The organism is Enterobacter cloacae complex sp. P43RS, assembly GCF_014930585.1.
Lineage (GTDB): Bacteria > Pseudomonadota > Gammaproteobacteria > Enterobacterales > Enterobacteriaceae > Enterobacter > Enterobacter bugandensis.
This window is the reverse complement of the sequence record NZ_JADBRJ010000001.1, coordinates 223,594-246,112: the sequence shown is the minus strand read 5'-3', so window position 1 is coordinate 246,112 and position 22,519 is coordinate 223,594. Positions and strand designations below refer to the sequence as shown.

21 protein-coding genes are annotated in these 22,519 nt (G+C 57.4%); 12 read left to right on the top strand and 9 right to left on the bottom strand.

The features are described from left to right. Window positions 1-225 precede the first annotated feature (225 nt). Complete coding sequence (clcB, locus tag IM294_RS01225; RefSeq protein ID WP_126817400.1) at window positions 226-1,536, top strand: voltage-gated ClC-type chloride channel ClcB; 1,311 nt, start codon at window positions 226-228, stop codon at window positions 1,534-1,536. On the opposite strand, the gene bioD is transcribed toward clcB, so the two are convergent. The 3 genes from bioD to IM294_RS01210 all read right to left on the bottom strand — a co-directional run bounded on the left by bioD (window position 1,471) and on the right by IM294_RS01210 (window position 4,543). After that, complete coding sequence (bioD, locus tag IM294_RS01220; protein WP_028012980.1) at window positions 1,471-2,166, bottom strand: dethiobiotin synthase; 696 nt, start codon at window positions 2,164-2,166, stop codon at window positions 1,471-1,473. The genes clcB and bioD overlap by 66 nt on opposite strands. Before the next feature lie 130 nt (window positions 2,167-2,296). Beyond that, complete coding sequence (mlc, locus tag IM294_RS01215) at window positions 2,297-3,517, bottom strand: sugar metabolism global transcriptional regulator Mlc (protein ID WP_041910244.1); 1,221 nt, start codon at window positions 3,515-3,517, stop codon at window positions 2,297-2,299. A 129-nt stretch (window positions 3,518-3,646) separates the two neighbouring features. After that, window positions 3,647-4,543, bottom strand: a complete 897-nt coding sequence (locus IM294_RS01210; protein WP_048961364.1) for a LysR family transcriptional regulator — start codon at window positions 4,541-4,543, stop codon at window positions 3,647-3,649. Between the two features lie 121 nt (window positions 4,544-4,664). On the opposite strand from IM294_RS01210, the gene IM294_RS01205 reads away from it, so the two are divergent. Then, window positions 4,665-5,918, top strand: a complete 1,254-nt coding sequence (locus IM294_RS01205) for an MFS transporter (protein ID WP_048961365.1) — start codon at window positions 4,665-4,667, stop codon at window positions 5,916-5,918. A 63-nt stretch (window positions 5,919-5,981) separates the two neighbouring features. Here the strand turns inward: IM294_RS01205 and IM294_RS01200 are convergent, their stop codons facing one another. Further along, window positions 5,982-7,373, bottom strand: a complete 1,392-nt coding sequence (locus IM294_RS01200; RefSeq protein WP_063153918.1) for an APC family permease — start codon at window positions 7,371-7,373, stop codon at window positions 5,982-5,984. A 356-nt stretch (window positions 7,374-7,729) separates the two neighbouring features. Then, the gene (locus IM294_RS01195) at window positions 7,730-9,148 is read right to left on the bottom strand and encodes a glutamine synthetase family protein (protein ID WP_126817402.1); all 1,419 of its coding nucleotides are present in this window, start codon (window positions 9,146-9,148) and stop codon (window positions 7,730-7,732) included. Window positions 9,149-9,362: 214 nt separating this feature from the next. Between IM294_RS01195 and puuD the strand changes: the two genes are divergently transcribed. The 9 genes from puuD to IM294_RS01155 all read left to right on the top strand — a co-directional run bounded on the left by puuD (window position 9,363) and on the right by IM294_RS01155 (window position 18,197). After that, on the top strand, window positions 9,363-10,127 hold the full coding sequence (gene puuD, locus IM294_RS01190; RefSeq protein WP_028012974.1) for a gamma-glutamyl-gamma-aminobutyrate hydrolase: 765 nt from the start codon (window positions 9,363-9,365) through the stop codon (window positions 10,125-10,127). A 25-nt stretch (window positions 10,128-10,152) separates the two neighbouring features. Then, window positions 10,153-10,710, top strand: coding sequence for an HTH-type transcriptional regulator PuuR (gene puuR, locus IM294_RS01185; RefSeq protein ID WP_013096835.1), 558 nt, complete (start codon window positions 10,153-10,155; stop codon window positions 10,708-10,710). Between the two features lie 157 nt (window positions 10,711-10,867). Further along, the gene (gene puuC, locus IM294_RS01180; protein WP_126817404.1) at window positions 10,868-12,361 is read left to right on the top strand and encodes an aldehyde dehydrogenase PuuC; all 1,494 of its coding nucleotides are present in this window, start codon (window positions 10,868-10,870) and stop codon (window positions 12,359-12,361) included. Continuing rightward, window positions 12,358-13,638 carry an FAD-binding oxidoreductase gene (locus IM294_RS01175; protein WP_069732357.1) on the top strand — a complete coding sequence of 427 codons (1,281 nt, stop codon included), beginning with the start codon at window positions 12,358-12,360 and terminating at the stop codon, window positions 13,636-13,638. Before puuC ends, IM294_RS01175 begins: the two co-directional genes overlap by 4 nt. Before the next feature lie 25 nt (window positions 13,639-13,663). Then, window positions 13,664-14,935 carry a 4-aminobutyrate transaminase gene (gene puuE, locus IM294_RS01170; RefSeq protein WP_048961371.1) on the top strand — a complete coding sequence of 424 codons (1,272 nt, stop codon included), beginning with the start codon at window positions 13,664-13,666 and terminating at the stop codon, window positions 14,933-14,935. 150 nt (window positions 14,936-15,085) lie between these two features. Then, entirely contained in the window at window positions 15,086-16,573 is a 1,488-nt protein-coding gene (locus IM294_RS01165) for a carboxypeptidase M32 (protein ID WP_045261459.1), read from the top strand. A 148-nt stretch (window positions 16,574-16,721) separates the two neighbouring features. Continuing rightward, a complete protein-coding gene (gene asr / locus IM294_RS01160; protein WP_032642591.1) occupies window positions 16,722-17,096 on the top strand; it encodes an acid resistance repetitive basic protein Asr in 375 nt (124 codons plus the stop codon). A gap of 93 nt (window positions 17,097-17,189) precedes the next feature. Further along, entirely contained in the window at window positions 17,190-17,273 is an 84-nt protein-coding gene (locus IM294_RS22200; RefSeq protein WP_023617729.1) for a hypothetical protein, read from the top strand. Window positions 17,274-17,375: 102 nt separating this feature from the next. After that, the gene (locus IM294_RS01155; protein WP_028012967.1) at window positions 17,376-18,197 is read left to right on the top strand and encodes a serine protease; all 822 of its coding nucleotides are present in this window, start codon (window positions 17,376-17,378) and stop codon (window positions 18,195-18,197) included. Between the two features lie 38 nt (window positions 18,198-18,235). On the opposite strand, the gene mdtI is transcribed toward IM294_RS01155, so the two are convergent. Both mdtI and mdtJ read right to left on the bottom strand, forming a co-directional pair. Continuing rightward, a complete protein-coding gene (mdtI, locus tag IM294_RS01150; protein ID WP_028012966.1) occupies window positions 18,236-18,565 on the bottom strand; it encodes a multidrug/spermidine efflux SMR transporter subunit MdtI in 330 nt (109 codons plus the stop codon). Then, window positions 18,552-18,914 carry a multidrug/spermidine efflux SMR transporter subunit MdtJ gene (gene mdtJ / locus IM294_RS01145; RefSeq protein WP_028012965.1) on the bottom strand — a complete coding sequence of 121 codons (363 nt, stop codon included), beginning with the start codon at window positions 18,912-18,914 and terminating at the stop codon, window positions 18,552-18,554. Before mdtJ ends, mdtI begins: the two co-directional genes overlap by 14 nt. A 422-nt stretch (window positions 18,915-19,336) precedes the next feature. Here mdtJ and IM294_RS01140 point away from each other — a divergent pair, with 422 nt between their 5' ends. Then, window positions 19,337-20,371, top strand: coding sequence for an AI-2E family transporter (locus IM294_RS01140; RefSeq protein ID WP_041910260.1), 1,035 nt, complete (start codon window positions 19,337-19,339; stop codon window positions 20,369-20,371). A gap of 3 nt (window positions 20,372-20,374) precedes the next feature. On the opposite strand, the gene IM294_RS01135 is transcribed toward IM294_RS01140, so the two are convergent. Both IM294_RS01135 and IM294_RS01130 read right to left on the bottom strand, forming a co-directional pair. Continuing rightward, window positions 20,375-21,322 carry a zinc-dependent alcohol dehydrogenase family protein gene (locus tag IM294_RS01135; protein WP_126817406.1) on the bottom strand — a complete coding sequence of 316 codons (948 nt, stop codon included), beginning with the start codon at window positions 21,320-21,322 and terminating at the stop codon, window positions 20,375-20,377. A 28-nt stretch (window positions 21,323-21,350) separates the two neighbouring features. Further along, window positions 21,351-22,376 (bottom strand): LLM class flavin-dependent oxidoreductase, encoded by a 1,026-nt coding sequence (locus tag IM294_RS01130; RefSeq protein WP_080327265.1) that lies wholly within the window; start codon window positions 22,374-22,376, stop codon window positions 21,351-21,353. Between the last annotated feature and the right edge of the window lie 143 nt (window positions 22,377-22,519).

Genomic DNA, 22,519 nt, shown 5'->3' with positions numbered 1-22,519 from the left:
TTCGTTACTCATAAAGAATTTCCTTTTCCTTCCTGTAAATAAAAAAGCAATTTTACTATGAAGACGAGTTCACCAGATTTATTCAGCACTTCTGGTTAATATTTAATAATCAAATAAATGACAAAGAAAAATAAATAATATATATAGAACACCCTATAAAAGCTCATTTGCATACTGGTTGAGTTCCAACCACAATAGGACATCATCCCCGTTTACTCGCGACCCATGCAACGTCTTCATACGTACCCCGACATCCGTGCGATGTTTCGCCGACTCCTGATTGCCACCGTCACCGGCGTGCTGGCCGCGCTGGCCGTTGCGGTGTTCCGCCACAGCATGTACCTGCTGGAGTGGCTGCTTCTGAGCAACGACAGCGGCAGCCTGGTGAATGCCGCCGCGTCGCTCTCCCCCTGGAGGCGCGCGCTGACGCCCGCGCTGGGCGGGCTGGCTGCCGGGCTGTTGCTCTGGGGATGGCAGCGCCTGACCGCCCAGCGGCCTCATGCCCCCACCGATTATATGGAAGCGCTGGAGACCGGCGACGGTCAGTTTGATTACGGCGCGAGCCTCGTTAAATCTCTTGCTTCGCTGCTGGTCGTTGCCAGCGGAAGCGCCATCGGCCGCGAAGGGGCCATGATCCTGCTTGCCGCCCTCGCCGCCTCCTTTTTTGCCCGGCGCTTTACGCCCAAATCGGAATGGAAGCTTTGGATCGCCTGTGGCGCCGCCGCCGGGATGGCCAGCGCCTACCATGCTCCGTTAGCGGGAAGCCTGTTTATTGCAGAGATTCTGTTTGGCACGCTGATGCTGGCCTCGCTCGGCCCCGTGGTGATTGCGGCGGTGGTGGCGCTTCTTACGACGCAACTCCTGGCACCGGGTGCCGGTACGCTCTACGAGGTCCATCTGAGCGGCATTCTCACCGCGGCAGATTATGCCCTGCTGGTCGCGATGGGGCTGCTGGCAGGTCTCTGCGGACCGCTGCTGATGTGGCTAATGGCGTTCAGCCACGGGCTTTTCCTGCGTCTCAGGCTTTCGCCGCCGTGGCAGCTGGCACTCGGCGGCTTGATTGTCGGGCTGCTGTCTCTTTTGACGCCGAAGGTTTGGGGGAACGGCTACAGCGTGGTTCAGGCTTTTCTGCTCGCCCCGCCGCTGCTGTCGGTGATTGCCGGCGTGTTCATCTGTAAATTGCTGGCGGTGCTGGCAAGCAGCGGTTCGGGTGCGCCGGGCGGGGTATTTACGCCTACCCTGTTTGTCGGTATGGCTACGGGGATGCTGTTCGCGCAGTTTTTCGCGCTGTGGCTGCCGGGTTCTGAGACGGCCATGTTGCTGGGGCTGGCCGGGATGGCAACGCTGCTCGCTGCGACCACGCATGCGCCCATTATGTCGGCGCTGATGGTCTGTGAAATGACCGGGCAGTATTTTTTACTGCCCGGTTTACTGGTCGCCTGCGTGATAGCGTCCGTACTGTCGCGGACGTTACGCCACGACTCGATCTACGGTCAACACGCCACCGAGGGCAGAGAGATCGATGTACTGCGCTAGCTCGCGCTGCTCGGCGCGAGGCAGATAAGGCAGCTCGCCCACCAGCGGGCCAGGCAGTTTGGTGCTCAGTACGTCGATGATCTCCGCGTAGTGCGCGAGGCCTGGATTAATACGGTTTGCCACCCAGCCAGCCAGCGGCAGGCCGTCATTGGCAATCGCCTGCGCCGTCAGCAGCGCGTGGTTGATACAGCCTTCCTGGATCCCCACCACCATCACTACCGGCAGCTGCTCCTGCACGACCCATTCAGACAGCGGGCGTAAATCATTCATCAGGCTGCGCCAGCCGCCCGTTCCTTCGACGACTACGTGATCGACCTGCTCACTCAGGTTCGCCAGCCCGTCGGATAACAGGGAATAATTGATCGGGCCACTGTGCGCCACGCTGCTTTCATCTTCGCTTAACGCAATAGGATTGACCGCGTGGTAAGGCAGTTCCAGCGACGAGACGCTTTGCAGCACCAGGGCGTCTTTATTTCGCAATCCCTCTGGCGTCTCTTTACTCCCTTTTGCGACCGGTTTGTACCCAGCGACGCGTTTACCGCTTGCTGTCAGAGCCTGCAGCAATGCGCGGGATACAACGGTCTTGCCGACAGAGGTATCTGTACCAGTAACAAAGAAACGCTTAAGCATGACTCACTCCACCTCTTGGGTATGCTTCGAAAATATCAACCAGGTAAATAATTCAGTGGAGGAAGTCTACGGGATGCGTGCGCTACCCGGCTTGAGATAGCGCAATTTTTCTTACATCCGCGGAAAAGAGTTAACCCTGTAACAGGCGGATAAGCAGCGAGCCGTTGTACATGGCATCTTTGACCAGCGCCGCGCCGGCCATTGTGCCCTGGTTGGAAAACTGGGTACTTTCTACCGCAATATTTCTGCTGTAGGCAGGAAGCGACTGCTGCTGAATACAGGCCGTAATCGCCGGAAAAAGGATCTCCGCCGCCTGGCTGAGCGGTGAGCCGATCAGGATTTTTTGCGGATTGAAGAGGTTCACCATAATCGCCAGAATGCGGCCTACGTTATTACCCACCCCGGTAATAATGTCCTTCGCCAGCAGATCCCCCTGACGCGCGGCGGCGCAAAGGGAATCCACCGTTAAGGGTTGGCCGTGAAGCGAGGAGCTCATGGACTGACTGAGCCTCACCTGCGCCAGTTCTAGCACGCTTTCCACGCTAGCGATCGTCTCCAGACAGCCATGGTTCCCGCAGTAGCAGCGTTTACCGTACGGGTCGACCTGGGTATGACCAATTTCCACCAGGCTGCTGCTCCCGGCGTGGAGAAGCCGTCCGTCGGTGATCACCCCCGCCCCGACGTTATGGTCGATAACCACCTGAATGACATCCCGCGCACCGCGCGACGCGCCGAACAGCGCTTCCGCCATCGTCCAGGCGCTGATGTCGTGCTGAATATAGACCGGGACGCCGGTATGGTTTTCCAGCACTTCGCCCAGCGGCATCTCTTTAACATCGTCGTAAAACGGCATGCGGTGAACAATACCATTTTCGGTATCAATAATGCCGGGCATGGTGATGGCAATCGCCGTTAAGCGTTCAAGCCGCTGCTGATGGCGAATAAAGAAGCGATCGATATGGGAGACAATCGCATCGAGAAGCGGTTCCTCGGCGTTGAGCGGCAGCTCAAGCCGGTCTTCCACCACCAGCTTGCTGCTGAGATCGCGCAGCGCAAGGAAGATCTCTCCGCGGCTGATGCGCAGCGAGAGGTAGTGCCAGGCTTCCGTCTCGACCACCAGGCCGACCGCCGGACGACCACGGCTGCCCGGCTCCTGAATTTCCGTCTCCTGGACCAGGTGCGCTTCCAGCATTTCGCGGACAATTTTGGTGATACTGGCAGGTGCCAGCTGTGCCAGGCGCGACAGATCGATACGCGAAACCGGACCAAGCTGATCAATCAGGCGATACACCGCGCCAGCGTTGGTCTGCTTAATCTGATCAATATGCCCTGGCTGACTATCAGCAACCACCTCGTACTCCCTTATTTTCGAGCTTCGAAATAAACTGTTGGCTATGGTGAAGCACTTCCATGGGTGTCGTCAAATATTTACTTAGCCTTGTGATTTACCGCACATTTTTACCCGTTTTCCAGGGAAATATCAGACCGCGGAAGCCTGGATTAACCGCTGTTTGAAGCGCTGGGCAGCATGACTCTGTTCGCGATGTTTTGACCACACCAGCCACATCTCTGAAACGGCATCCTCCTCGGCGATAGTAACCCAGCGCATCTCGCGTAGCTGTACCCGCTTAAAGGAGGCCGGGAGTATCGACACGCCCAGCCCGGCGGCGACCAGGCCGATAATGGTCATCGCCTCTCCCACTTCCTGGGTAATGACCGGCGCCAGATCGTAGCGGCGCATTAGCCCCAGAATATCGTCATACAGGCCCGTCCCGACCTGCGGGTCAAAAAAGACAAACGGCTCTTTTGCCAGCTCCGCCAGCGAAACCGCCGGACGCGACGCCAGCGGGTGATCGTTCGGGATCATGGCCATCAGCGGTTCGCGCAGGATAACCTCCCACGCCAGCGTGTCCGGCAGCTGGGTATTACGCATCAGCCCCAGATCGAGCGCACCTTCGTTAAGCGGCGCAATCTGCTCGCGGGTATTAATTTCGCGCGTCTGAATATGCACGTCCGGAAAATGACGGCGGAATGACGAAAGCGTCTGCGAGACGGCGCTGATAAACGGCGCGGACGAGGTAAACCCGATCCGCAGCTCCCCGGCTTCCCCAAGATAGAGCCGTTCCGCCCGGGCAGCGGCGTCGTCGACCATGCTCAGAATTTGTCGGCTGTCGATCAGAAACTGCTTACCCGCTGCCGTCAGGCTCACGCTGCGGTTGGTGCGGGCCAGAAGACGCGCCCCGACCTGCTGTTCGAGGATTTGAATCTGCTGGCTTAAAGGCGGCTGAGAAATGTTCAGCCGTGCCGCCGCGCGGCCAAAATGCAGTTCCTCGGCGACGGCGACAAAGTAGCGAAGATGACGCAGCTCGATATTCATATTTTTAAAGTATCATTTGAGATTATTAATATATTAGACAGAATATTTACATTTTCCTACCCTAAACGTGTGGTCATACCCGTCACCAAAAATCACGGGGATGTTTAAGCAAGGAAACTGTGTGAGTCGTACATCTACCATTGATATCGAGCCGGCCAGAGATATTAATGATTTGCCTGTAGCATCGCAGCCGGTTCAGTTCATCAAACGTGGTACCCCCCAGTTTATGCGCGTCACGCTGGCGCTCTTTTCCGCCGGTCTGGCAACGTTTGCCCTGCTCTACTGCGTTCAGCCGATCCTGCCCGTTCTCTCCCACGAGTTTGGCGTATCGCCTGCCAGCAGCAGCGTTTCGCTTTCCATTTCAACCGGGATGCTGGCAATTGGCCTGCTTTTTACCGGCCCGCTCTCCGACGCCATTGGCCGTAAACAGGTGATGGTAACCGCCCTGATGCTGGCCTCGGTCTGTACGTTACTCTCGACGATGATGACCAGCTGGCACGGCATTTTGATGATGCGCGCGCTGATCGGGCTCTCGCTCAGCGGCGTGGCGGCAGTCGGGATGACCTATCTCAGCGAGGAGATCCATCCGAGCTTCGTCGCCTTTTCGATGGGGCTGTACATCAGCGGGAACTCGATTGGCGGCATGAGCGGGCGTCTGCTGAGCGGGGTATTCACGGACTTCTTTAGCTGGCGCATTGCGCTGGCGGTGATCGGGTGTTTTGCGCTGGCATCGGCCCTGATGTTCTGGAAAATCCTGCCGGAATCGCGTCATTTTCGCCCGACGTCTCTGCGTCCGAAAACGCTGTTTATCAACTTCCGTCTGCACTGGCGTGACAAAGGTTTACCGCGACTGTTTCTGATGGGATTCCTGCTGATGGGTTCCTTCGTGACGTTGTTTAACTATATTGGCTACCGGCTGATGCTCTCGCCGTGGCATCTGAATCAGGCCGTTGTGGGTTTGCTTTCCGTGGCCTATCTCACTGGTACGTGGAGTTCGCCGAAAGCCGGGGCGATGACGGCACGCTTTGGCCGCGGGCCGGTGATGCTGGTGTTTACCGCAGTGATGCTGCTCGGCCTGCTGCTGACGCTTTTCTCTTCCCTGTGGCTTATCTTTGCCGGGATGCTGCTCTTCTCCGCAGGCTTCTTCGCCGCTCACTCCGTCGCCAGCAGCTGGATTGGCCCGCGCGCGCGTCGCGCCAAAGGCCAGGCATCGTCGCTGTATCTGTTTAGCTATTATCTGGGCTCAAGCATCGCCGGGACGCTGGGCGGCGTGTTCTGGCATCACTACGGCTGGAACGGCGTGGGCGGGTTTATCGCGCTGATGCTCTGTGCCGCACTGCTGGTGGGCGCAAGCCTTCATAAACGCCTGAGATAATCATCCTGCGGGCTGATGCCCGATCCAGATAAACGGCACCAGCTTACTGGTGCCGTTTCACGTTCAGGAATCCCAGGCCTGCTCTATCTTACCAGCTTCAAACTGCGGAGGCGGTTTTCGGAAGCGGCGCGTGAGCCAGGTCAGGTAAAGGACACCCAGTGCCGCCCAGATGAGGCCAAGCGTCAGGGACGTCGCTTCGAGGTTGATCCAAAGCACGCCGACCGTTGCGGCACCAATGAGTGGCAGCAGGAAATAGTGGAGCCGATCTTTCCACGTTTTGTTCAGCCCCTTACGCCGCCAGAAATGGTTGTACACCGAGAGATTAACAAACGTAAACGCCACCAGCGCGCCAAAGTTGATCAGCGCCGTCGCGGTTACGAGATCAAAGTACAGGGCCGACAGCGCCACTATCCCTACCATAATCACGTTCAGGGCCGGAGTGCGCCACTTCGGATGCACGTAGCCAAACACCCGCTCAGGAAAGACGTTGTCACGCCCCATCACGTACAATAAGCGTGAGACGCTGGCGTGCGAGGCCAGGCCTGAAGCAAGCGTATTCACAAACGTGGTGCACAGAAACACCGACTGGAAGAGCTTGCCGCCCACGTACAGCGCAATTTCCGGCAGCGCGGCGTCCGGGTTCTTGAAGCGCGCGATCGTCGGGAAAAAGAGCTGCATGAAAAACGAGGCAACAATAAATATCAGCCCGCCATACAGTGCGGTCAGGAAAATGGCTTTGGGGATCACCCGCGCCGCGTTTGGCGTCTCTTCCGACAGCGTGGTGACCGCGTCAAAGCCAAGGAAAGAGAAGCAGACGATAGTCGCGCCGGTAATGATAGGAAGCAGGTGCGCGTTCTCGCTGATAAACGGCTGGAGCGACCAGACGGTGCCGACCCCCTCACCCTTGTGCAGGCCATGCACTACGAGTATGACAAACACCACCATGATGGCGACCTGCACCAGCACAAACAGGGTGTTAAAGTTGGCGACCAGGTTAACGCTTTTCAGGTTCGCCAGCGTCAGGATCGTCACAAACCCCACCACCCAGACCCAGGGCGGGACTTCAGGGAACAACGCGGAAAGGTAGATCTTCGCCAGCAGCACGTTGATCATCGGCAGGAAGAGATAGTCCAGCAGCGATGACCAGCCGACCATAAAGCCTAAGTGGGGGCCGATCGATTTCTGCGTGTAGGTATACGCGGAGCCCGCTTCCGGGAACTGCCGCACCAGTTTGCCGTAGCTGATGGCGGTAAACATGACGCCCGCCAGCGCCAGCAGATACGAGGCGGGCACGTGGCCGTTGCTGATTCCGGACACAATGCCGAAGGTATCAAACACGGTCATGGGAGTGAGGTAAGCCAGCCCCATCATGACAACCTGCCAGAGCTTGAGGGAACTGCGCAGCCGGGTTCTTCCGGCCATGCGCGGCGAATCAAGAGAGGTGTTAGTCGCCATAAACCATCCCCCCCATGCTTACCGTGGTTTGCAATCGCGCTGACCGTAACGCAAACCTGCTTAGCAAAGGGGGAAGTTGTAAAGAACATACGCGATCGTACCAGCGCAGCGTCTCTCGCTCGCACTCACAGCAGGCGCCTGACTGGCCCCCTTCGCCCTGCGGATAGTTGAACATCTGCATCATTTCCTACCTCGTCACACAGTGTCGTTAAGAAAGTCCCTGTGCCGCCTGCGCTCCATAACGCGACTCCCGGGAGATAGCTGGCGTGCCAGCGAACGTTTCGGCCAGGCTCCGCGCAGGCCGTTTGGTGATACGTATGCGATGAAACAAAGCGGCCCCTAACCGGGGCACGTCATCATGCGTTTTTCAGCATCCACTCAATTTCTGTTTCGGTAATCAGGCGTTCAAACTGCAGTAATTCATCATTTTTGCAGGCGTGATAGACGTGGCAGAAACGTTCGCCCAGCCGCTCGCGAAGATGATCGTTTTGCATGAATTTCCACAGCGCATCGCTCTGACGAATCGGGAACGGCAGTCCGTCCTGCTCCAGACCATTGCCTTCAACTTCTTCCTGCAGGGGTAAATCGTTATCCAGCCCGTGCAGAATGCCGGCAAAAATCGCCGCCATCACCAGATACGGGTTCGCGTCTGCTCCCGCCACCCGGTACTCGACCCGATGGTTATGGCGATCGCCGCAGGGGATACGCAGGGCAACGGTGCGATTATTGTGTCCCCATGACGCCTGCGTCGGTACGTACATTCCCGGCTGGAAGCGGCGGTAGGAGTTGACGTTCGGCGCCAACAGCGCCATGGATGCGGGCATCAGATCGATCATCCCGGCCAGCGCGCGTTTCAGCAGCGCGGAATCCTCGCCGCTGGCGTCTGCGAGCACGTTTTCGCCTCGGTTGTTTTGCATGCTGATGTGAATATGCATCCCGCTGCCTGCATGCTCTTCATACGGCTTTGCCATAAACGTGGCGTGCATCTTATGTTTTTCCGCCATCTGCCTGACGAGACGTTTTAGCGCCAGCGCATCATCGCAGGCGTCGAGCACGTTTTCCGTATGATGCAGGTTAATTTCAAACTGGCCCGGGGAGGCCTCAGCCACTGCCCCGTCGGCGGGGATCAGCTGCAGCTGCGCCAGTTCGTCAATGTCGTTCAGCACGTCAGCAAAGTGGTTCAGGTTATCAACCGAGTAGACCTGACTCTGCGTGTTGCGCACGTCGGTGCCCGGCGCGCAGGGGGGCTGCAGATAGCCGTCGGCATCGCGCTTACGGTCAAGTAAATAGAACTCCAGCTCTACCGCTACCACGGGGAACAGACCGCGCTGGCGCAGCTGCTGCCAGAGTCGGTTGAGTACATTCCGCGGCTCAACGTCAAAGGGAGCGCCATCTTCATCAACCATGGTGAGCTGCACCTGACCAATGTATTCCGGGTCAGCGGCGGACGGCGTCAGGGTGCCCGGTACCGGCACGCAGATACAGTCCGGCTCGCCGAGCTCCTGCCCCAGACCCGCCTCTTCCACGACGTTACCCAGAATGTCCATGGCGAAAACCGATGCCGGGAAATAGCAGCCTTTTTCAAGCTTGCTCAGTCCGGCAACCGGGATGCGCTTGCCGCGAAAACAGCCGTTCAGGTCGGTCAGGAGGACATCAATAAACTGGGTGTCAGGATACTTTTCTAAATAGCGCTTCACTTCCTGCGTAAAGGCGCTGCCCCGCCTCTCATCCGTGTGCTGCACAAAGTTCTCAACTTCTACGATATTGGTTTCCATGATTTACCACCGTTTTTGGGATTTGCGTTCGCTGCTCTGGACCGTCAAATATAATGTCCACCCTATCGAATCTGTATGCAAACAAATTGTTTGTCAAATGTTAAATTAAGTTTGCAAAAGGCAGATCCCGTTGCTAGATTGAGAAAATATTGAACGAAAAGGCCGTTTCACAGGCGAGAATGGCCTAAATTTAGTCCACTTTGTGAGGGCGATCATGGAAAATATAATGAACAAGCCAGTTATTGGCGTAGTGATGTGCAGAAACAGGCTTAAGGGTCATGAGACCCAGACCCTGCAAGAAAAGTACCTGAATGCCATTATTAACGCGGGGGGCTTACCGATTGCCTTACCCCATGCGCTGGCAGAGCCAGAGCTACTTACCGCTCTGCTGCCAACCCTGGACGGGATTTACCTGCCGGGCAGCCCAAGTAACGTGCAGCCGCACCTTTATGGTGAAAACGGCGATGAGCCTGACGCCGATCCCGGGCGAGATCTTCTGAGTATGGCGCTGATTGCCGCCGCGCTCGAAAGGCGCATCCCCATTTTCGCCATCTGCCGGGGGCTGCAGGAACTGGTTGTTGCGACGGGAGGAACGCTGTATCGCCGCCTGTTCGAGCAGAACGACCTGCTTGAACACCGGGAAGATCCTGAACTGCCGGTTGAGCTACAATACGCCCCTTCTCATGAGGTTCAGGTTCAGGAGGGAGGACTGCTGTCTCAATTAATACCAGGCTGTAACACATTTTGGGTAAACTCGTTACACGGGCAAGGTGCACGAACGTTAGGACCACGGCTTCGCGTGGAGGCCCGTTCGACGGATGGGCTGGTCGAAGCGGTCAGCGTTCATGACCACCCTTTTGCCCTCGGCGTGCAATGGCACCCCGAATGGAACAGCAGCGAGTACGCCCTCTCACGTATGTTGTTTGATGGTTTTATCACCGCCTGTCAAAGCCACATTGCCGAGAAGCAACGGCTTTGACCACTACCGTAAAGGAAATGCAACTATGAGCGATGACGGACTGGCGCCAGGGAAACGTCTGTCTGAGATCCGCCAGCAATTGGGTCTCTCGCAGCGGCGTGCCGCCGAACTGTCTGGGTTAACACACAGTGCCATCAGCACCATTGAGCAGGACAAAGTGAGTCCTGCCATCAGTACGCTGCAAAAGCTGCTGAAAGTCTATGGGCTGTCGCTCTCGGAATTCTTTTCGGAACCGGAAAAACCTGATGAACCGCAGGTGGTTATTAATCAGGAAGACCTTATCGAAATAGGCAGTCAGGGGGTTTCGATGAAGCTGGTTCATAACGGAAATCCGAACCGTACGCTGGCGATGATTTTTGAAACTTACCAGCCTGGAACCACGACCGGAGAGAGGATCAAACATCAGGGTGAGGAGATCGGTACGATACTGGAAGGTGAAATAGTGCTGACCATTAATGGCCAGCCTTATCACCTGGTTGCAGGGCAGAGCTATGCCATCAATACCGGCATACCGCACAGCTTCAGCAATACCTCGGCAGGCATCTGCCGCATTATCAGTGCCCACACCCCCACCACGTTCTAATTACCACTCAGTCCCGGCGTAAGCGCGCTTACGCCGGGACAAATAAAAACGATCAATGTCGGCATTCAACGGGTTAATTCCCGGGATGCCCCACGGCTTCGTATTGCCTGAAACGGCCATGCCTTTATTTATCTGATTGCGAAAGAAAGGAGTGAATATGCATTTTCAGCACCTGACTTACTGGCAGGATAAAGCAAAAAACAGCGCCATTGAGACCCGGTTATTTATTAACGGTGCCTATTGTGACGCCGCCGATAATGCCACATTTGAAACCGTCAATCCCGCTACCCAACAGACGCTGGCGAACGTGGCCCGGGGCAAGCAGGCGGACGTGAACCGCGCGGTTCAGGCCGCGCGTGAGGTATTTGAGCGCGGTGACTGGTCACAGGCGTCTCCGGCGCAGCGCAAGGCCGTGCTGAATAAGCTCGCCGATTTGATGGAGCGCCACGGCGAAGAGCTGGCCTTACTGGAAACGCTGGACACCGGTAAACCCATCCGCCACAGCCTGCGCGACGATATTCCCGGCGCGGCTCGCGCCATTCGCTGGTACGCCGAAGCGGCGGATAAAGTCTACGGCGAAGTGGCGCCTACGGGTCCGGGCGAGCTGGCGATGATCGTGCGCGAGCCGATCGGGGTTGTCGCGGCCATCGTCCCCTGGAACTTCCCGCTGCTGCTGGCCTGCTGGAAGCTGGGCCCGGCGCTGATCACGGGCAATAGCGTGGTATTAAAACCGTCGGAGAAATCACCGCTCACCGCCCTGCGACTGGCCGGGCTGGCGAAGGAGGCGGGCCTGCCGGACGGCGTGCTGAATGTGATAAGCGGTTACGGCCACGAAGCGGGCCAGGCGCTGGCACTGCATCCTGAGGTCGAAGTGCTGACGTTTACCGGCTCTACCCGTACCGGCAAGCAGTTGTTGAAGGACGCGGGAGAAAGCAACATGAAGCGCGTCTGGCTGGAGGCAGGCGGCAAGAGCGCCAACATTATCTTTGCCGACTGTCCGGACATGGACAAGGCCGTGAGCGCGACCGCCGCCGGGATTTTTTACAACCAGGGGCAAGTCTGTATCGCCGGTACCCGCCTGCTGCTCGAAGACAGCATCGCCGATGACTTCCTGGCAAGGCTGAAAGCGCAGGCCCGTCACTGGCAGCCGGGCGATCCGCTCGACCCGGACAGCACGATGGGCATGCTCATCGACGCTGCGCACGCCGATACCGTCCACACGTTTATTCGCGAGGGAACCCGGAAAGGTACGCTGCTGCTGGACGGGCGGGAACAATCATGGCCTTCCGCAGTCGGTCCCACCATTTTTGTCGACATCGACCCTGCCTCCCCGCTGTGCCGGGAAGAGATTTTCGGGCCGGTGCTGGTTGTCACCCGTTTTAAAACCGAAGAGGAAGCCTTAACGCTGGCCAACGACAGTGAATACGGGCTTGGCGCGGCGGTATGGACCCGCGATCTCTCCCGGGCGCACCGCATGAGCCGCCGCCTGAAAGCCGGCTCGGTCTTCGTCAATAACTACAACGACGGTGACATGACCGTCCCCTTTGGCGGCTATAAGCAGAGCGGCAACGGTCGCGATAAGTCCCTGCACGCGCTGGAAAAATTTACCGAACTGAAAACCATCTGGATTGCCCTGGAGCCTCAATCATGACCGAACATACCACCAGCTACTACGCGGCCAGCGCGAATGCTTATGAACCTTTCCCGACGCTTAACGAGTCGATCAGCTGTGACGTGTGCGTGGTGGGCGGCGGCTATACCGGCCTCTCCTCCGCGCTGCATCTTTCTGAAATGGGCTACGACGTAGTGCTCCTTGAAGGTGCGCGCATCGGCTTCGGCGCCAGCGGACGCAACGGCGGCCAGCTGGTTAACTCCTACAGCCGCGATATCGACGTGATCGAGAAAAACTACGGGCCCGATGCCGCCAAAGTGCTCGGGAGCATGATGTTTGAAGGCGGGGAAATTATTCGGGAGCGTATCCAGCGCTATCAGATCCAGTGCGACTATCGTCCCGGCGGGCTGTTTGTGGCGCTAAATCATAAGCAACTGGAGACGCTGGAGGAGCAAAAGTCCAACTGGGAACGCTACGGCAACACGCAGCTGGAGTTGCTGGACGCCAGCGCCATCCGCCGGGAAGTCGACAGCGACCGCTATACCGGTGCGCTGCTGGACCGCAGCGGGGGGCACATTCATCCGCTGAACCTGGCGATCGGCGAAGCGGACGCCATTCGCCTGAACGGTGGGCGTGTATATGAACAGTCTCCGGTGACCGCCATTCAGCACACCAGCCCGGCAGTAGTAAGCACGCAGCATGGCCAGGTCACGGCCCGCTACGTGATCGTCGCCGGGAATGCCTATCTGGGCGATAAGATAGAACCGGAGCTGGCAAAACGCAGCATGCCCTGCGGCACCCAGGTGGTGACCACCGCCCCGCTGTCGGAAGAGGTCGCCCGCACGCTGATCCCCAATAACTACTGCGTGGAAGATTGCAATTATCTGCTGGATTACTACCGCCTCACCGCCGACAACCGCCTGCTGTACGGCGGTGGCGTCGTCTATGGCGCGCGCGATCCGGACGATGTCGAGCGCCTGGTGATGCCAAAGCTGCTCAAAACCTTCCCTCAGCTGGCAGGCGTCAAAATCGACTACCGCTGGACGGGCAACTTCCTGCTGACCCTGTCCCGTATGCCGCAGTTTGGCCGTCTGGACAAGAACATCTATTACATGCAGGGCTATAGCGGCCACGGCGTGACCTGCACCCACCTGGCCGGGCGGCTGATCTCGGAACTGTTGCGCGGTGACGCTGAGCGCTTTGATGCGTTTGCCAACCTCCCGCACTACCCCTTCCCGGGCGGCCGCAGCCTGCGGATTCCATTCACGGCGATGGGCGCGGCGTATTACAGCCTGCGCGATCGTCTTGGCGTATGATCGTTTCGACAAAAGGGTATCTGACATGAGTAACCAGGAATTTCATCAGCGCAGACTTTCTGCCACCCCGCGCGGCGTAGGCGTAATGTGTAATTTCTTTGCCCGCACGGCGGAGAATGCCACGCTTACCGACGTGGAAGGCAACGACTATATTGATTTCGCCGCCGGGATCGCAGTGCTGAATACCGGCCATCGTCATCCTGAACTGGTGGCCGCAGTGGAAAAACAGCTTCACCAGTTCACCCACACGGCCTACCAGATTGTGCCGTATGAAAGCTATGTTTCATTAGCCGAGAAACTTAACGAGCTGGCCCCGGTCCAGAGCCCGGCCAAAACGGCGTTCTTCACCACGGGCGCGGAAGCGGTGGAAAACGCCATTAAAATCGCCCGGGCCCACACCGGCAGACCGGGCGTGATTGCCTTCGGCGGAGGCTTCCACGGCCGAACCTATATGACCATGGCCTTAACCGGCAAGGTCGCGCCTTATAAGCTGGGATTTGGCCCCTTCCCGGGGTCGGTTTATCACGTGCCGTATCCCTCAGAGCTGCACGGCATCACGACGCAGGATGCCATCACGGCGATAGAACGCCTGTTCAAAGCGGATATTGAGGCGAAACAGGTGGCGGCGATTATTTTTGAACCCATTCAGGGTGAAGGCGGATTCAACGTCGCCCCGCCAGAGCTGGTGGCCGCCATCCGCCGAATCTGTGATGAGCACGGGATCGTGATGATTGCCGACGAAGTGCAGAGCGGCTTCGCCCGTACGGGTAAACTGTTTGCCATGGAACACTACGTGGACAAGCCCGACCTGATGACGATGGCGAAAAGCCTGGCAGGCGGAATGCCGCTGTCTGGCGTGGTGGGTCGCGCCGAAATCATGGACGCGCCGGCGCCCGGCGGTCTGGGGGGGACCTATGCAGGCAACCCGCTTGCGGTGGCCGCCGCGCACGCGGTGCTGAATATTATCGACAACGAGTCACTGTGCGCCCGCGCCTGCCATCTGGGGGATCGACTGAAAGCCACGCTGGAGGAGATTCAGGGCACCTTCCCTGCGCTCGTGGCGATAAGGGGAAGAGGATCGATGATTGCGGCGGAGTTTTTTGATCCCGAGAGCCGTGAGCCTTCGGCCGCCATCGCGCAGGCGATCCAGCAAAAGGCGCTCGCCCAGGGCCTGCTGTTATTGATCTGCGGCCAGTACGGCAACGTGATCCGCTTCCTTTATCCGCTGACCATTCCGGATGCCCAGTTCAACCAGGCGCTGGCGATCCTGCAACAGGTTATGCGCGATAAGTCCTGAGTGCCCACCGAAAACCGTCTCCCGGCATTCCGGAGACGGTTTCAACGGAGGAGATCGGCATAGATTTCCTCCGTGTGGGAAATGTTGGGGAATTTGCTCGGTTTCATTGTATGCTCCCTGAAACACATCCCTGGCATGAGGAAATAAGAATTGCAAAAAACATCCGCCTATCAGTCACTTGTGAAAACCTTCCAGCGCCTCTCCCGCTTCTCGCATCTCTCCTCCATCGCCAGCTGGGACATGTTCACCATGATGCCGCCCGGCGGCAGCGCCGCGCGCGGTGAAGCGCTGGCAGAGATGAGCGTCCTGCAACATCAGATCCTGACCGATAAAAAAGTCGGCGACCTGTTAGCGGCCGCAGCAGGGGAAGATCTGAATGACGTCGAACAGGCCAACCTGCGTGAAATGACGCGACAGTATCAGCAGGCTACCCTGCTGCCGGAATCGCTGGTGGAAGCCAAATCTCTCGCGGGCAGCAGGTGCGAGCACGCCTGGCGTACGCAGCGTCCCGCGAACGACTGGCAGGGCTTTTCCGCCAACCTGAAAGAAGTGGTGAAACTCAGCCGTGAAGAAGCCCGCCTGCGCGCAGAAGCCAAAGGCTGTACGCCGTACGACGCGCTGCTGGATATTTTTGAACCGGACATGACCAGCGCGCGCCTGGACGTGCTGTTTGGTGATATGAAAACCTGGCTGCCGGACCTGCTGGCAAGCGCGGTGGAGAAACAGGCTCAGCGGTCGTTCGTTCCGCCGCAGGGCCCCTTCCCGACGGCAACCCAGCGCGAACTGGGTCTGGAAGCCATGAAGATGCTCGGCTTCGATTTTAACGGCGGTCGCCTCGACGTAAGTGCGCACCCGTTCTGCGGCGGCGTACCGGAAGATGTGCGCATCACCACGCGCTATGATGAGGACGAGCTGCTCAGCGCGCTGTTTGGCGTGATCCACGAAACCGGACACGCGCGCTACGAACAAAACCTGCCGCGCGCGTGGGCAGGCCAGCCTATTGCCCTGGCACGCTCAACCGCGATCCATGAATCCCAGAGCCTGTTCTTTGAGATGCAGTTGGGACGCAGCGAAGCCTTTCTTAAGCACCTCCTCCCTGCCGTTCACGCCCGCTTTGGCAGTCAGGCGGCGTTTAGCGAAGAGAACTTTATCGCCTGGAACCAGCGCGTGAAGCCTGGCTATATCCGCGTCGATGCCGACGAAGTGAGCTACCCGGCACACGTGGTGCTGCGCTATGAGATTGAGCGCGCGCTGATCAACGGCGAGATTGAGGTGGACGATATCCCCGCCCTGTGGGATGAGAAAATGCAGGCCTGGCTCGGATTATCCACCAAAGATAACTACCGCAACGGCTGCATGCAGGATATCCACTGGACCGACGGCGGGTTTGGTTACTTCCCGTCGTACACGCTGGGCGCGATGTATGCCGCGCAGCTGTTCCATGCTGCAAAGACCGCGCTTCCGGGACTGGCGTCCTCCATCGCTGAAGGGGATTTTTCCGCCCTCTTTGAGTGGCTGCGTCAGAACATCTGGCAGCACGGTAGCCGCTTTAGCACGTCGCAGTTAATCACCCAGGCGACGGGGGAAGATCTGAATATCCGCTACTTCCGCGAACACCTGACCTCACGCTACCTGTAATGATAAGGCCGGGGTTCTTCCCCGGCCTTGTACATATGGTTACACGCCGATACCAATCACTCACGGAAACCCCGAATTTACAGGGATATAGTTATTTCAACGGCCCCGCAGTGGGGTTAAATGAAAAACCAAATTCGAGGGTATGAACATGAAAAAAGTATTAGCTCTGGTTGTTGCCGCTGCTATGGGTCTGTCTTCTGCTGCGTTTGCTGCTGAAACCACTGCTGCACCAGCTGCTGCGGCGCCTGCTGCAACGACCACCGCGGCGCCAGCAAAAACCGTACATCACAAGAAACACCACAAAGCCGCTAAACCGGCTGCAGAGCAAAAAGCGCAGGCTGCGAAAAAGCACCACAAAAAAGCCGCTAAACCAGCCGTAGAGCAGAAGGCTCAGGCTGCGAAAAAGCACCACAAGAAAGCCGCTAAACCAGCCGTAGAGCAGAAAGCCCAGGCTGCGAAAAAGCATCACAAAAAAGCAGTAAAACACGAAGCTGCTAAACCAGCTGCACAGCCAGCTGCGTAAGCGTACAAGCTTAACCGTGCCCTGCGGGGCACGTTGGTAAACCGGCGCTGAACCGGAAAAGGTTCTGCGCCGTTTTTTTTATCCGGAGGGCGTATGCTGCGACGCTATCGGTTTGAGCTGATTCTTATCCTGCTTATTTTATGCGCGCTCATCGCAAGCCGCTTTTATCTTTCCTGACTGTAGCACGCTGATTTTACTCCCACTTTAGCGCCGTCCCGTCTATAGTATTTTCATAGGGTTCACTTTTAATAATCATAATTACCCCCACCAGAGTGTGATATGCGTAAATCTGTTGTGTTGTTGCTGGGAACGTTTGGCCTTTTTTCTGGATTTTCACAGGCGGATGATGGCGGTGATAACGCCATTAGCGCGAAAGAGCTAAAGACGCTTTTTTTCGGTCATGACGATCGTACTCGCGTCACCGATCCTACCCAGGCTCCCTGGGACGCTATAGGCCAACTGGAAACCGCCAGCGGCAACCTGTGTACCGCGACGTTAATCACCCCGCAATTAGCGCTGACGGCGGGCCACTGCCTGTTGACGCCACCCAACGGTAAGCCAGACAAAGCGGTTGTCTTACGATTTGTGTCGCAAAAAGGGATCTGGCGCTATGAAATCCACGGCATTGAAGGTCGGGTTGATGCTTCTCTTGGGAAACGTCTTAAACCGGATGGAGACGGCTGGATTGTGCCGCCCGCGGCAGCCTCGTGGGATTTTGGCCTGATTATTTTGCGCTACCCGCCTTCGGGCATTACGCCGCTGCCGTTATTTGACGGCGATAAAGCGGCGCTCACCGCCGCGCTGAAAGCTGCCGACCGCAAGGTAACGCAGTCAGGCTACCCGGTCGATCATCTGGATGCGCTTTACACCCACACGGACTGTATCGTGACGGGCTGGGCGCAGACCAGCGTGCTTTCCCATCAGTGCGATACGTTGCCGGGCGACAGCGGTTCACCGCTGATGCTGAAAACCGATAACGGCTGGCAGTTGATTGGGGTTCAAAGCTCCGCCCCGGCGGCGAAAGACCGCTGGCGAGCCGATAACCGGGCCTTATCCGTCACCGGTTTTCGCGATAAGCTGGAAGCGCTGGCTAAAGAGTAAGCCAGCGCGGCCGTCTGTGGATCAGCGTGACCGATTGATCAGGCGAGTTTTATCATGATCATGCCCGCCAGCAGCAAGATCAGCCCTATCCAGCCTTTATTATTTAAACGCTGCCCGAAAAGCACCCACCCTGCGGCCAGGGTGGCGGCGATACCAAAACCGCCCCACAGCGCATAGGCCACAGACAGATCGATACCTTTGACCGCCTGTGACAGGGCGCTAAATGCCCCCAGCACTGCGGCAATCGACATCAGGCCATAAACCTTACGGCGAAAACCGTCAGAGAATTTCAGCAGAACGTTCGCCAGAATTTCCAGTACGATGGCGAAGCCCAGCCAGGCCGCGTGAACCCATTCAAACTGTTGCATGGTTCTGCTCCTTCTGCTGTTTTGTCGGTTTACGGGTACCTGATTTAATCAGCACGATACCCGCGACCAGCGTCGTTAACCCGGCGACCTTCATTGTTGTTAATGTTTCGTCGAATATCAGAACGCTGAACAGCGTAATCAATAAAATACCGATCCCTTCCCACAGCGCATAGGCCACACCCAGCGCAATTTTCTTCACCGCAAATGAGAGGAAAATATAGGAAAGGGATATCATCACCAGCATTAAAATAAAACCGGTATTGCCCTCGCTGACGCTTGCCCATTTCATTGACAGCGTGCCGGTAATTTCAGCGAGGATAGCCAGGGCTAATAAGATCCAGTAAAACATGTTTTTCTCCTGCTTGAGAATATAATCCATCGTGGCCCGCTGCATGCAGCAAACCAAAAAAATATGAAATTAAATCAGACAGCTAAGCGCGTAGCGCCAGCTCAGGCAGAAGAGGTGACTATAGTGCGGTGCGCCAGTGTTGCTCACCAGCAATCAGGCAGAAGGAGGTAGAAAATAGAGCAGCGTTGTTTGAAGAATAGGTCCTGAACAAATTGTCCATAAAATTACAATTATCCGCGTTGTTGCTTCTCGTCTTTGCGGATGAAAATTGTCCTCGGTAGTTGAACACGCCAAATTTGTACCATAACTGAAGATTTTACTCAAAGTCTTTTCAATTCTTTACCCATCCCGTTTGATTTTGGTTAGTTTATTGCAGGACGTTTACCCTCTATTATAAATAAAAAGCGTTTTTTGGAGTCACCATGGCTAAACCCATTATTACCCTCAACGGGTTAAAAATTGTCATCATGCTGGGCATGCTGGTGATCATACTCACTGGCGTTCGTTTTGCCGCCGACATCATTGTGCCCTTTATTCTGGCCCTGTTTGTTGCGGTGATCCTTAACCCACTGGTCCGGCGCATGACGCGGCTGCGCATCCCGCGCGTGCTGGCAATTACTCTGCTAATTAGCGTCATTATTTTCGCCATGGTGTTACTGGTTGCGTATCTGGGTACCTCGCTGAACGAACTGGCGCGAACGCTGCCGAAATACCGTTCCTCGCTGGCGATACCGCTGCTGCAGCTTGAGCCCTGGCTTCAGCGCGCGGGAATAGAAGTCTCGGTTGAGGAGCTTCTTAAATATATCGACCCTAATGCGGCCATGACCATCGTCACAGGCCTGCTGACGCAGCTTTCCAATGCCATGACCTCCATTTTCCTGCTGTTTTTAACGGTGGTGTTCATGCTGCTGGAGGTGCCACAGCTGCCCGCAAAGTTACAGCAAATCATGGTTCGTCCGGTTGAAGGAATGGGCGCTATTCAGCGCGCGCTGGACAGCGTTTCACGCTATCTGGTACTGAAAACCGTCATCAGCCTGGTCACCGGGGTGGTGGTCTGGGGAATGCTGGTGGCGCTGGACGTCCGCTTTGCGTTCGTCTGGGGGTTACTGGCATTTGCGCTCAATTACATTCCTAACATCGGCTCCGTGCTGGCGGCAATCCCCCCTATTCTTCAGGTGCTGGTATTCAGTGGATTTTATGATGCACTGATTCTGCTGGCCGGCTATCTGGCGATTAACCTGGTATTCGGGAATATTCTTGAACCACGAATGATGGGGCGTGGGCTGGGGCTTTCGACGCTGGTCGTCTTTTTGTCCCTGATTTTCTGGGGCTGGCTGCTCGGTCCCGTAGGCATGCTGCTCTCCGTTCCGCTGACCATCATCGTGAAGATTGGTCTGGAACAGACGGCGGGCGGGCAAAGCATCGCCGTGCTGCTGAGCGATATGAGCCATCAATAGCCGTCATTCCGCCATCGACATGAGGGGCTTGCTTGCCCTTCCTCCTTCACGGTATGCCCTGAGCGCCCTCTGCCAGTCCGTCAGAGGGTACACCGTTCCGGGGCTGTATTCACTGGCGCGCATCCGGGGCCAGATTTGATCGAACTCCGCGCGCCACGCCTCTGCGCTGAGCCCATCCAGATAGTTACGAATATGGAACCACGCCACGCGCGGCAGGGGCCGCTGCTGGCGGAAGGTCTGCCCGGAGAGCAGCCCGTAGCAGACAAATATGCCCTGCTCCGGCAGCACGCTCAGGATCGCTTCCGCCAGCGCCCCGCCGGTTGCATCGTAAACGACGTCGGCACACGCGGCAACGGAGAGAATCCGCTGCATGTCATGCTGTGCGACAGGAACGATCCCCATCGCCGCCAGCCGTTCAGCGTGAACGGGCGAACGATGAATACCGTACACCGCCTCTGCCCCCGCCAGACGCGCCCACTGCCCGAGCAGAATAGCGCAATCCGAACCGGCGGCCGTGAGCAGCACCCGCTTTCCCCGCGGTGGATAGTGGCTCAACATCATCTGCGCCGCCAGCGGGTTGATATAGGCCCGCGCGGCCAGGCGTGAATCGACATCATCCGGCACGGGTATCGCATACTCTGCCGGGCAATCCGCATAGCGCTGCCAGGTGCCCTGCCCGCGCAGCGGCAGAACGCGTTTACCCGGCAGATGCGCAAAAGACGCGGGCGCCTGAATGACAACGCCGACGCCTTCATACCCCGCGACGGCGGGCAGCGGGGTTCTGTGGCGGTAAGCGCCGGTAATGGGAATGAGATCGGACGCGTTCACCGGCGCATACAGCATTTGCACGCGGAGGTATCCCGGCGCAAGCGCGCCCGGCGGCGCAGTTTCAGGTTGCAGAACAGATTCTGGCTCGCCAAAACGGCGATACCAGAGGGCCAGATTTTCCATTACGATCTCACGGCTGACGGCGGAATACTTAATCGCGCCAGCCCATTGCCGGTGCGACATGTTTGAGAATGGACTCAATCACGTGCGCATTGTAATCCACACCGAGCTGGTTCGGTACGGTCAGTAATAACGTATCAGCCTCGGCAATCGCCTCGTCCTTCTTCAGCTGTTCAATCAGCCTGTCAGGCTCCGCGGCATAGCTGCGCCCGAAGATCGCGCGCGTTTTTTCATCAAGATACCCCACGCTATCGCTGTCGTTGCGGCTGGCGCCGAAGTACATCCGGTCGCGGTCGTCCATCAGGGCAAAAATACTGCGGCTGACCGAGACGCGTGGCTGCCGCGTATGCCCTGCCTCTTTCCACGCCTGACGGTACGCGCGGATCTGTTTTGCCTGCTGAATATGGAACGGCTCACCGGTTTCATCGTCTTTCAGGGTTGAGCTTTGCAGGTTCATTCCGAGCTTCGCGGCCCATACCGCCGTCGCATTCGAACCGGCGCCCCACCAGATACGCTCCCGCAGCCCTTCAGAATACGGTTCCAGGCGCAGCAGCCCAGGCGGATTGGGGAACATCGGCTGTGGATTCGGCTTTGCAAACCCTTCGCCGCGCAGCACCTCAAGCAGCACCTCGGTATGACGGCGCGCCATGTCCGCTTCGTTTTCTCCTTCCTGCGGGACATAGCCGAAATGACGCCATCCATCAATGACCTGCTCCGGGGAGCCGCGGCTGATGCCAAGCTGCAAACGGCCGCCGGAGATCAGATCTGCCGCGCCCGCATCCTCGGCCATATACATCGGGTTTTCATAGCGCATATCAATCACGCCCGTACCGATTTCAATGGTTTTCGTTTTCGCGCCTATTGCCGCCAGCAGAGGGAACGGCGAGCTAAGCTGACGGGCGAAGTGGTGCACGCGGAAATAGGCGCCGTCCGCGCCCAGCTCTTCAGCGGCCACGGCCAGGTCGATGGACTGCAGCAGCGTGTCTGCCGCCGAGCGCGTTCCGGACTGCGGAGAAGGCGTCCAGTGACCAAACGATAAAAAACCGATCTTTTTCATAACCCTGTGTCCTGATAATGCGTTGCGTTCTGTCCACTTTACGCATTACCCGGTAAGAATAAATGCCGTTTATTTAACGGAAAGCATCAAATAAATTGACGGAATAGCGGGGTTCGTCATTCCGCTCCATAATGGATATAATA

What these genes read in the sequence shown, in the direction of transcription:
- IM294_RS01155 (WP_028012967.1), top strand. Translation starts at nt 17,376, where the DNA reads ATGCGTAAATCTGTTGTGTTGTTGCTGGGAACGTTTGGCCTTTTTTCT.
- puuC (WP_126817404.1), top strand. Translation starts at nt 10,868, where the DNA reads ATGCATTTTCAGCACCTGACTTACTGGCAGGATAAAGCAAAAAACAGC.
- bioD (WP_028012980.1), bottom strand. Translation starts at nt 2,166, where the DNA reads ATGCTTAAGCGTTTCTTTGTTACTGGTACAGATACCTCTGTCGGCAAG.
- IM294_RS01195 (WP_126817402.1), bottom strand. Translation starts at nt 9,148, where the DNA reads ATGGAAACCAATATCGTAGAAGTTGAGAACTTTGTGCAGCACACGGAT.
- IM294_RS01210 (WP_048961364.1), bottom strand. Translation starts at nt 4,543, where the DNA reads ATGAATATCGAGCTGCGTCATCTTCGCTACTTTGTCGCCGTCGCCGAG.
- IM294_RS01140 (WP_041910260.1), top strand. Translation starts at nt 19,337, where the DNA reads ATGGCTAAACCCATTATTACCCTCAACGGGTTAAAAATTGTCATCATG.
- puuR (WP_013096835.1), top strand. Translation starts at nt 10,153, where the DNA reads ATGAGCGATGACGGACTGGCGCCAGGGAAACGTCTGTCTGAGATCCGC.
- IM294_RS22200 (WP_023617729.1), top strand. Translation starts at nt 17,190, where the DNA reads ATGCTGCGACGCTATCGGTTTGAGCTGATTCTTATCCTGCTTATTTTA.
- IM294_RS01135 (WP_126817406.1), bottom strand. Translation starts at nt 21,322, where the DNA reads ATGGAAAATCTGGCCCTCTGGTATCGCCGTTTTGGCGAGCCAGAATCT.
- IM294_RS01175 (WP_069732357.1), top strand. Translation starts at nt 12,358, where the DNA reads ATGACCGAACATACCACCAGCTACTACGCGGCCAGCGCGAATGCTTAT.
- puuE (WP_048961371.1), top strand. Translation starts at nt 13,664, where the DNA reads ATGAGTAACCAGGAATTTCATCAGCGCAGACTTTCTGCCACCCCGCGC.
- IM294_RS01200 (WP_063153918.1), bottom strand. Translation starts at nt 7,373, where the DNA reads ATGGCGACTAACACCTCTCTTGATTCGCCGCGCATGGCCGGAAGAACC.
- mdtI (WP_028012966.1), bottom strand. Translation starts at nt 18,565, where the DNA reads ATGCAACAGTTTGAATGGGTTCACGCGGCCTGGCTGGGCTTCGCCATC.
- clcB (WP_126817400.1), top strand. Translation starts at nt 226, where the DNA reads ATGCAACGTCTTCATACGTACCCCGACATCCGTGCGATGTTTCGCCGA.
- mdtJ (WP_028012965.1), bottom strand. Translation starts at nt 18,914, where the DNA reads ATGTTTTACTGGATCTTATTAGCCCTGGCTATCCTCGCTGAAATTACC.
- IM294_RS01130 (WP_080327265.1), bottom strand. Translation starts at nt 22,376, where the DNA reads ATGAAAAAGATCGGTTTTTTATCGTTTGGTCACTGGACGCCTTCTCCG.
- asr (WP_032642591.1), top strand. Translation starts at nt 16,722, where the DNA reads ATGAAAAAAGTATTAGCTCTGGTTGTTGCCGCTGCTATGGGTCTGTCT.
- puuD (WP_028012974.1), top strand. Translation starts at nt 9,363, where the DNA reads ATGGAAAATATAATGAACAAGCCAGTTATTGGCGTAGTGATGTGCAGA.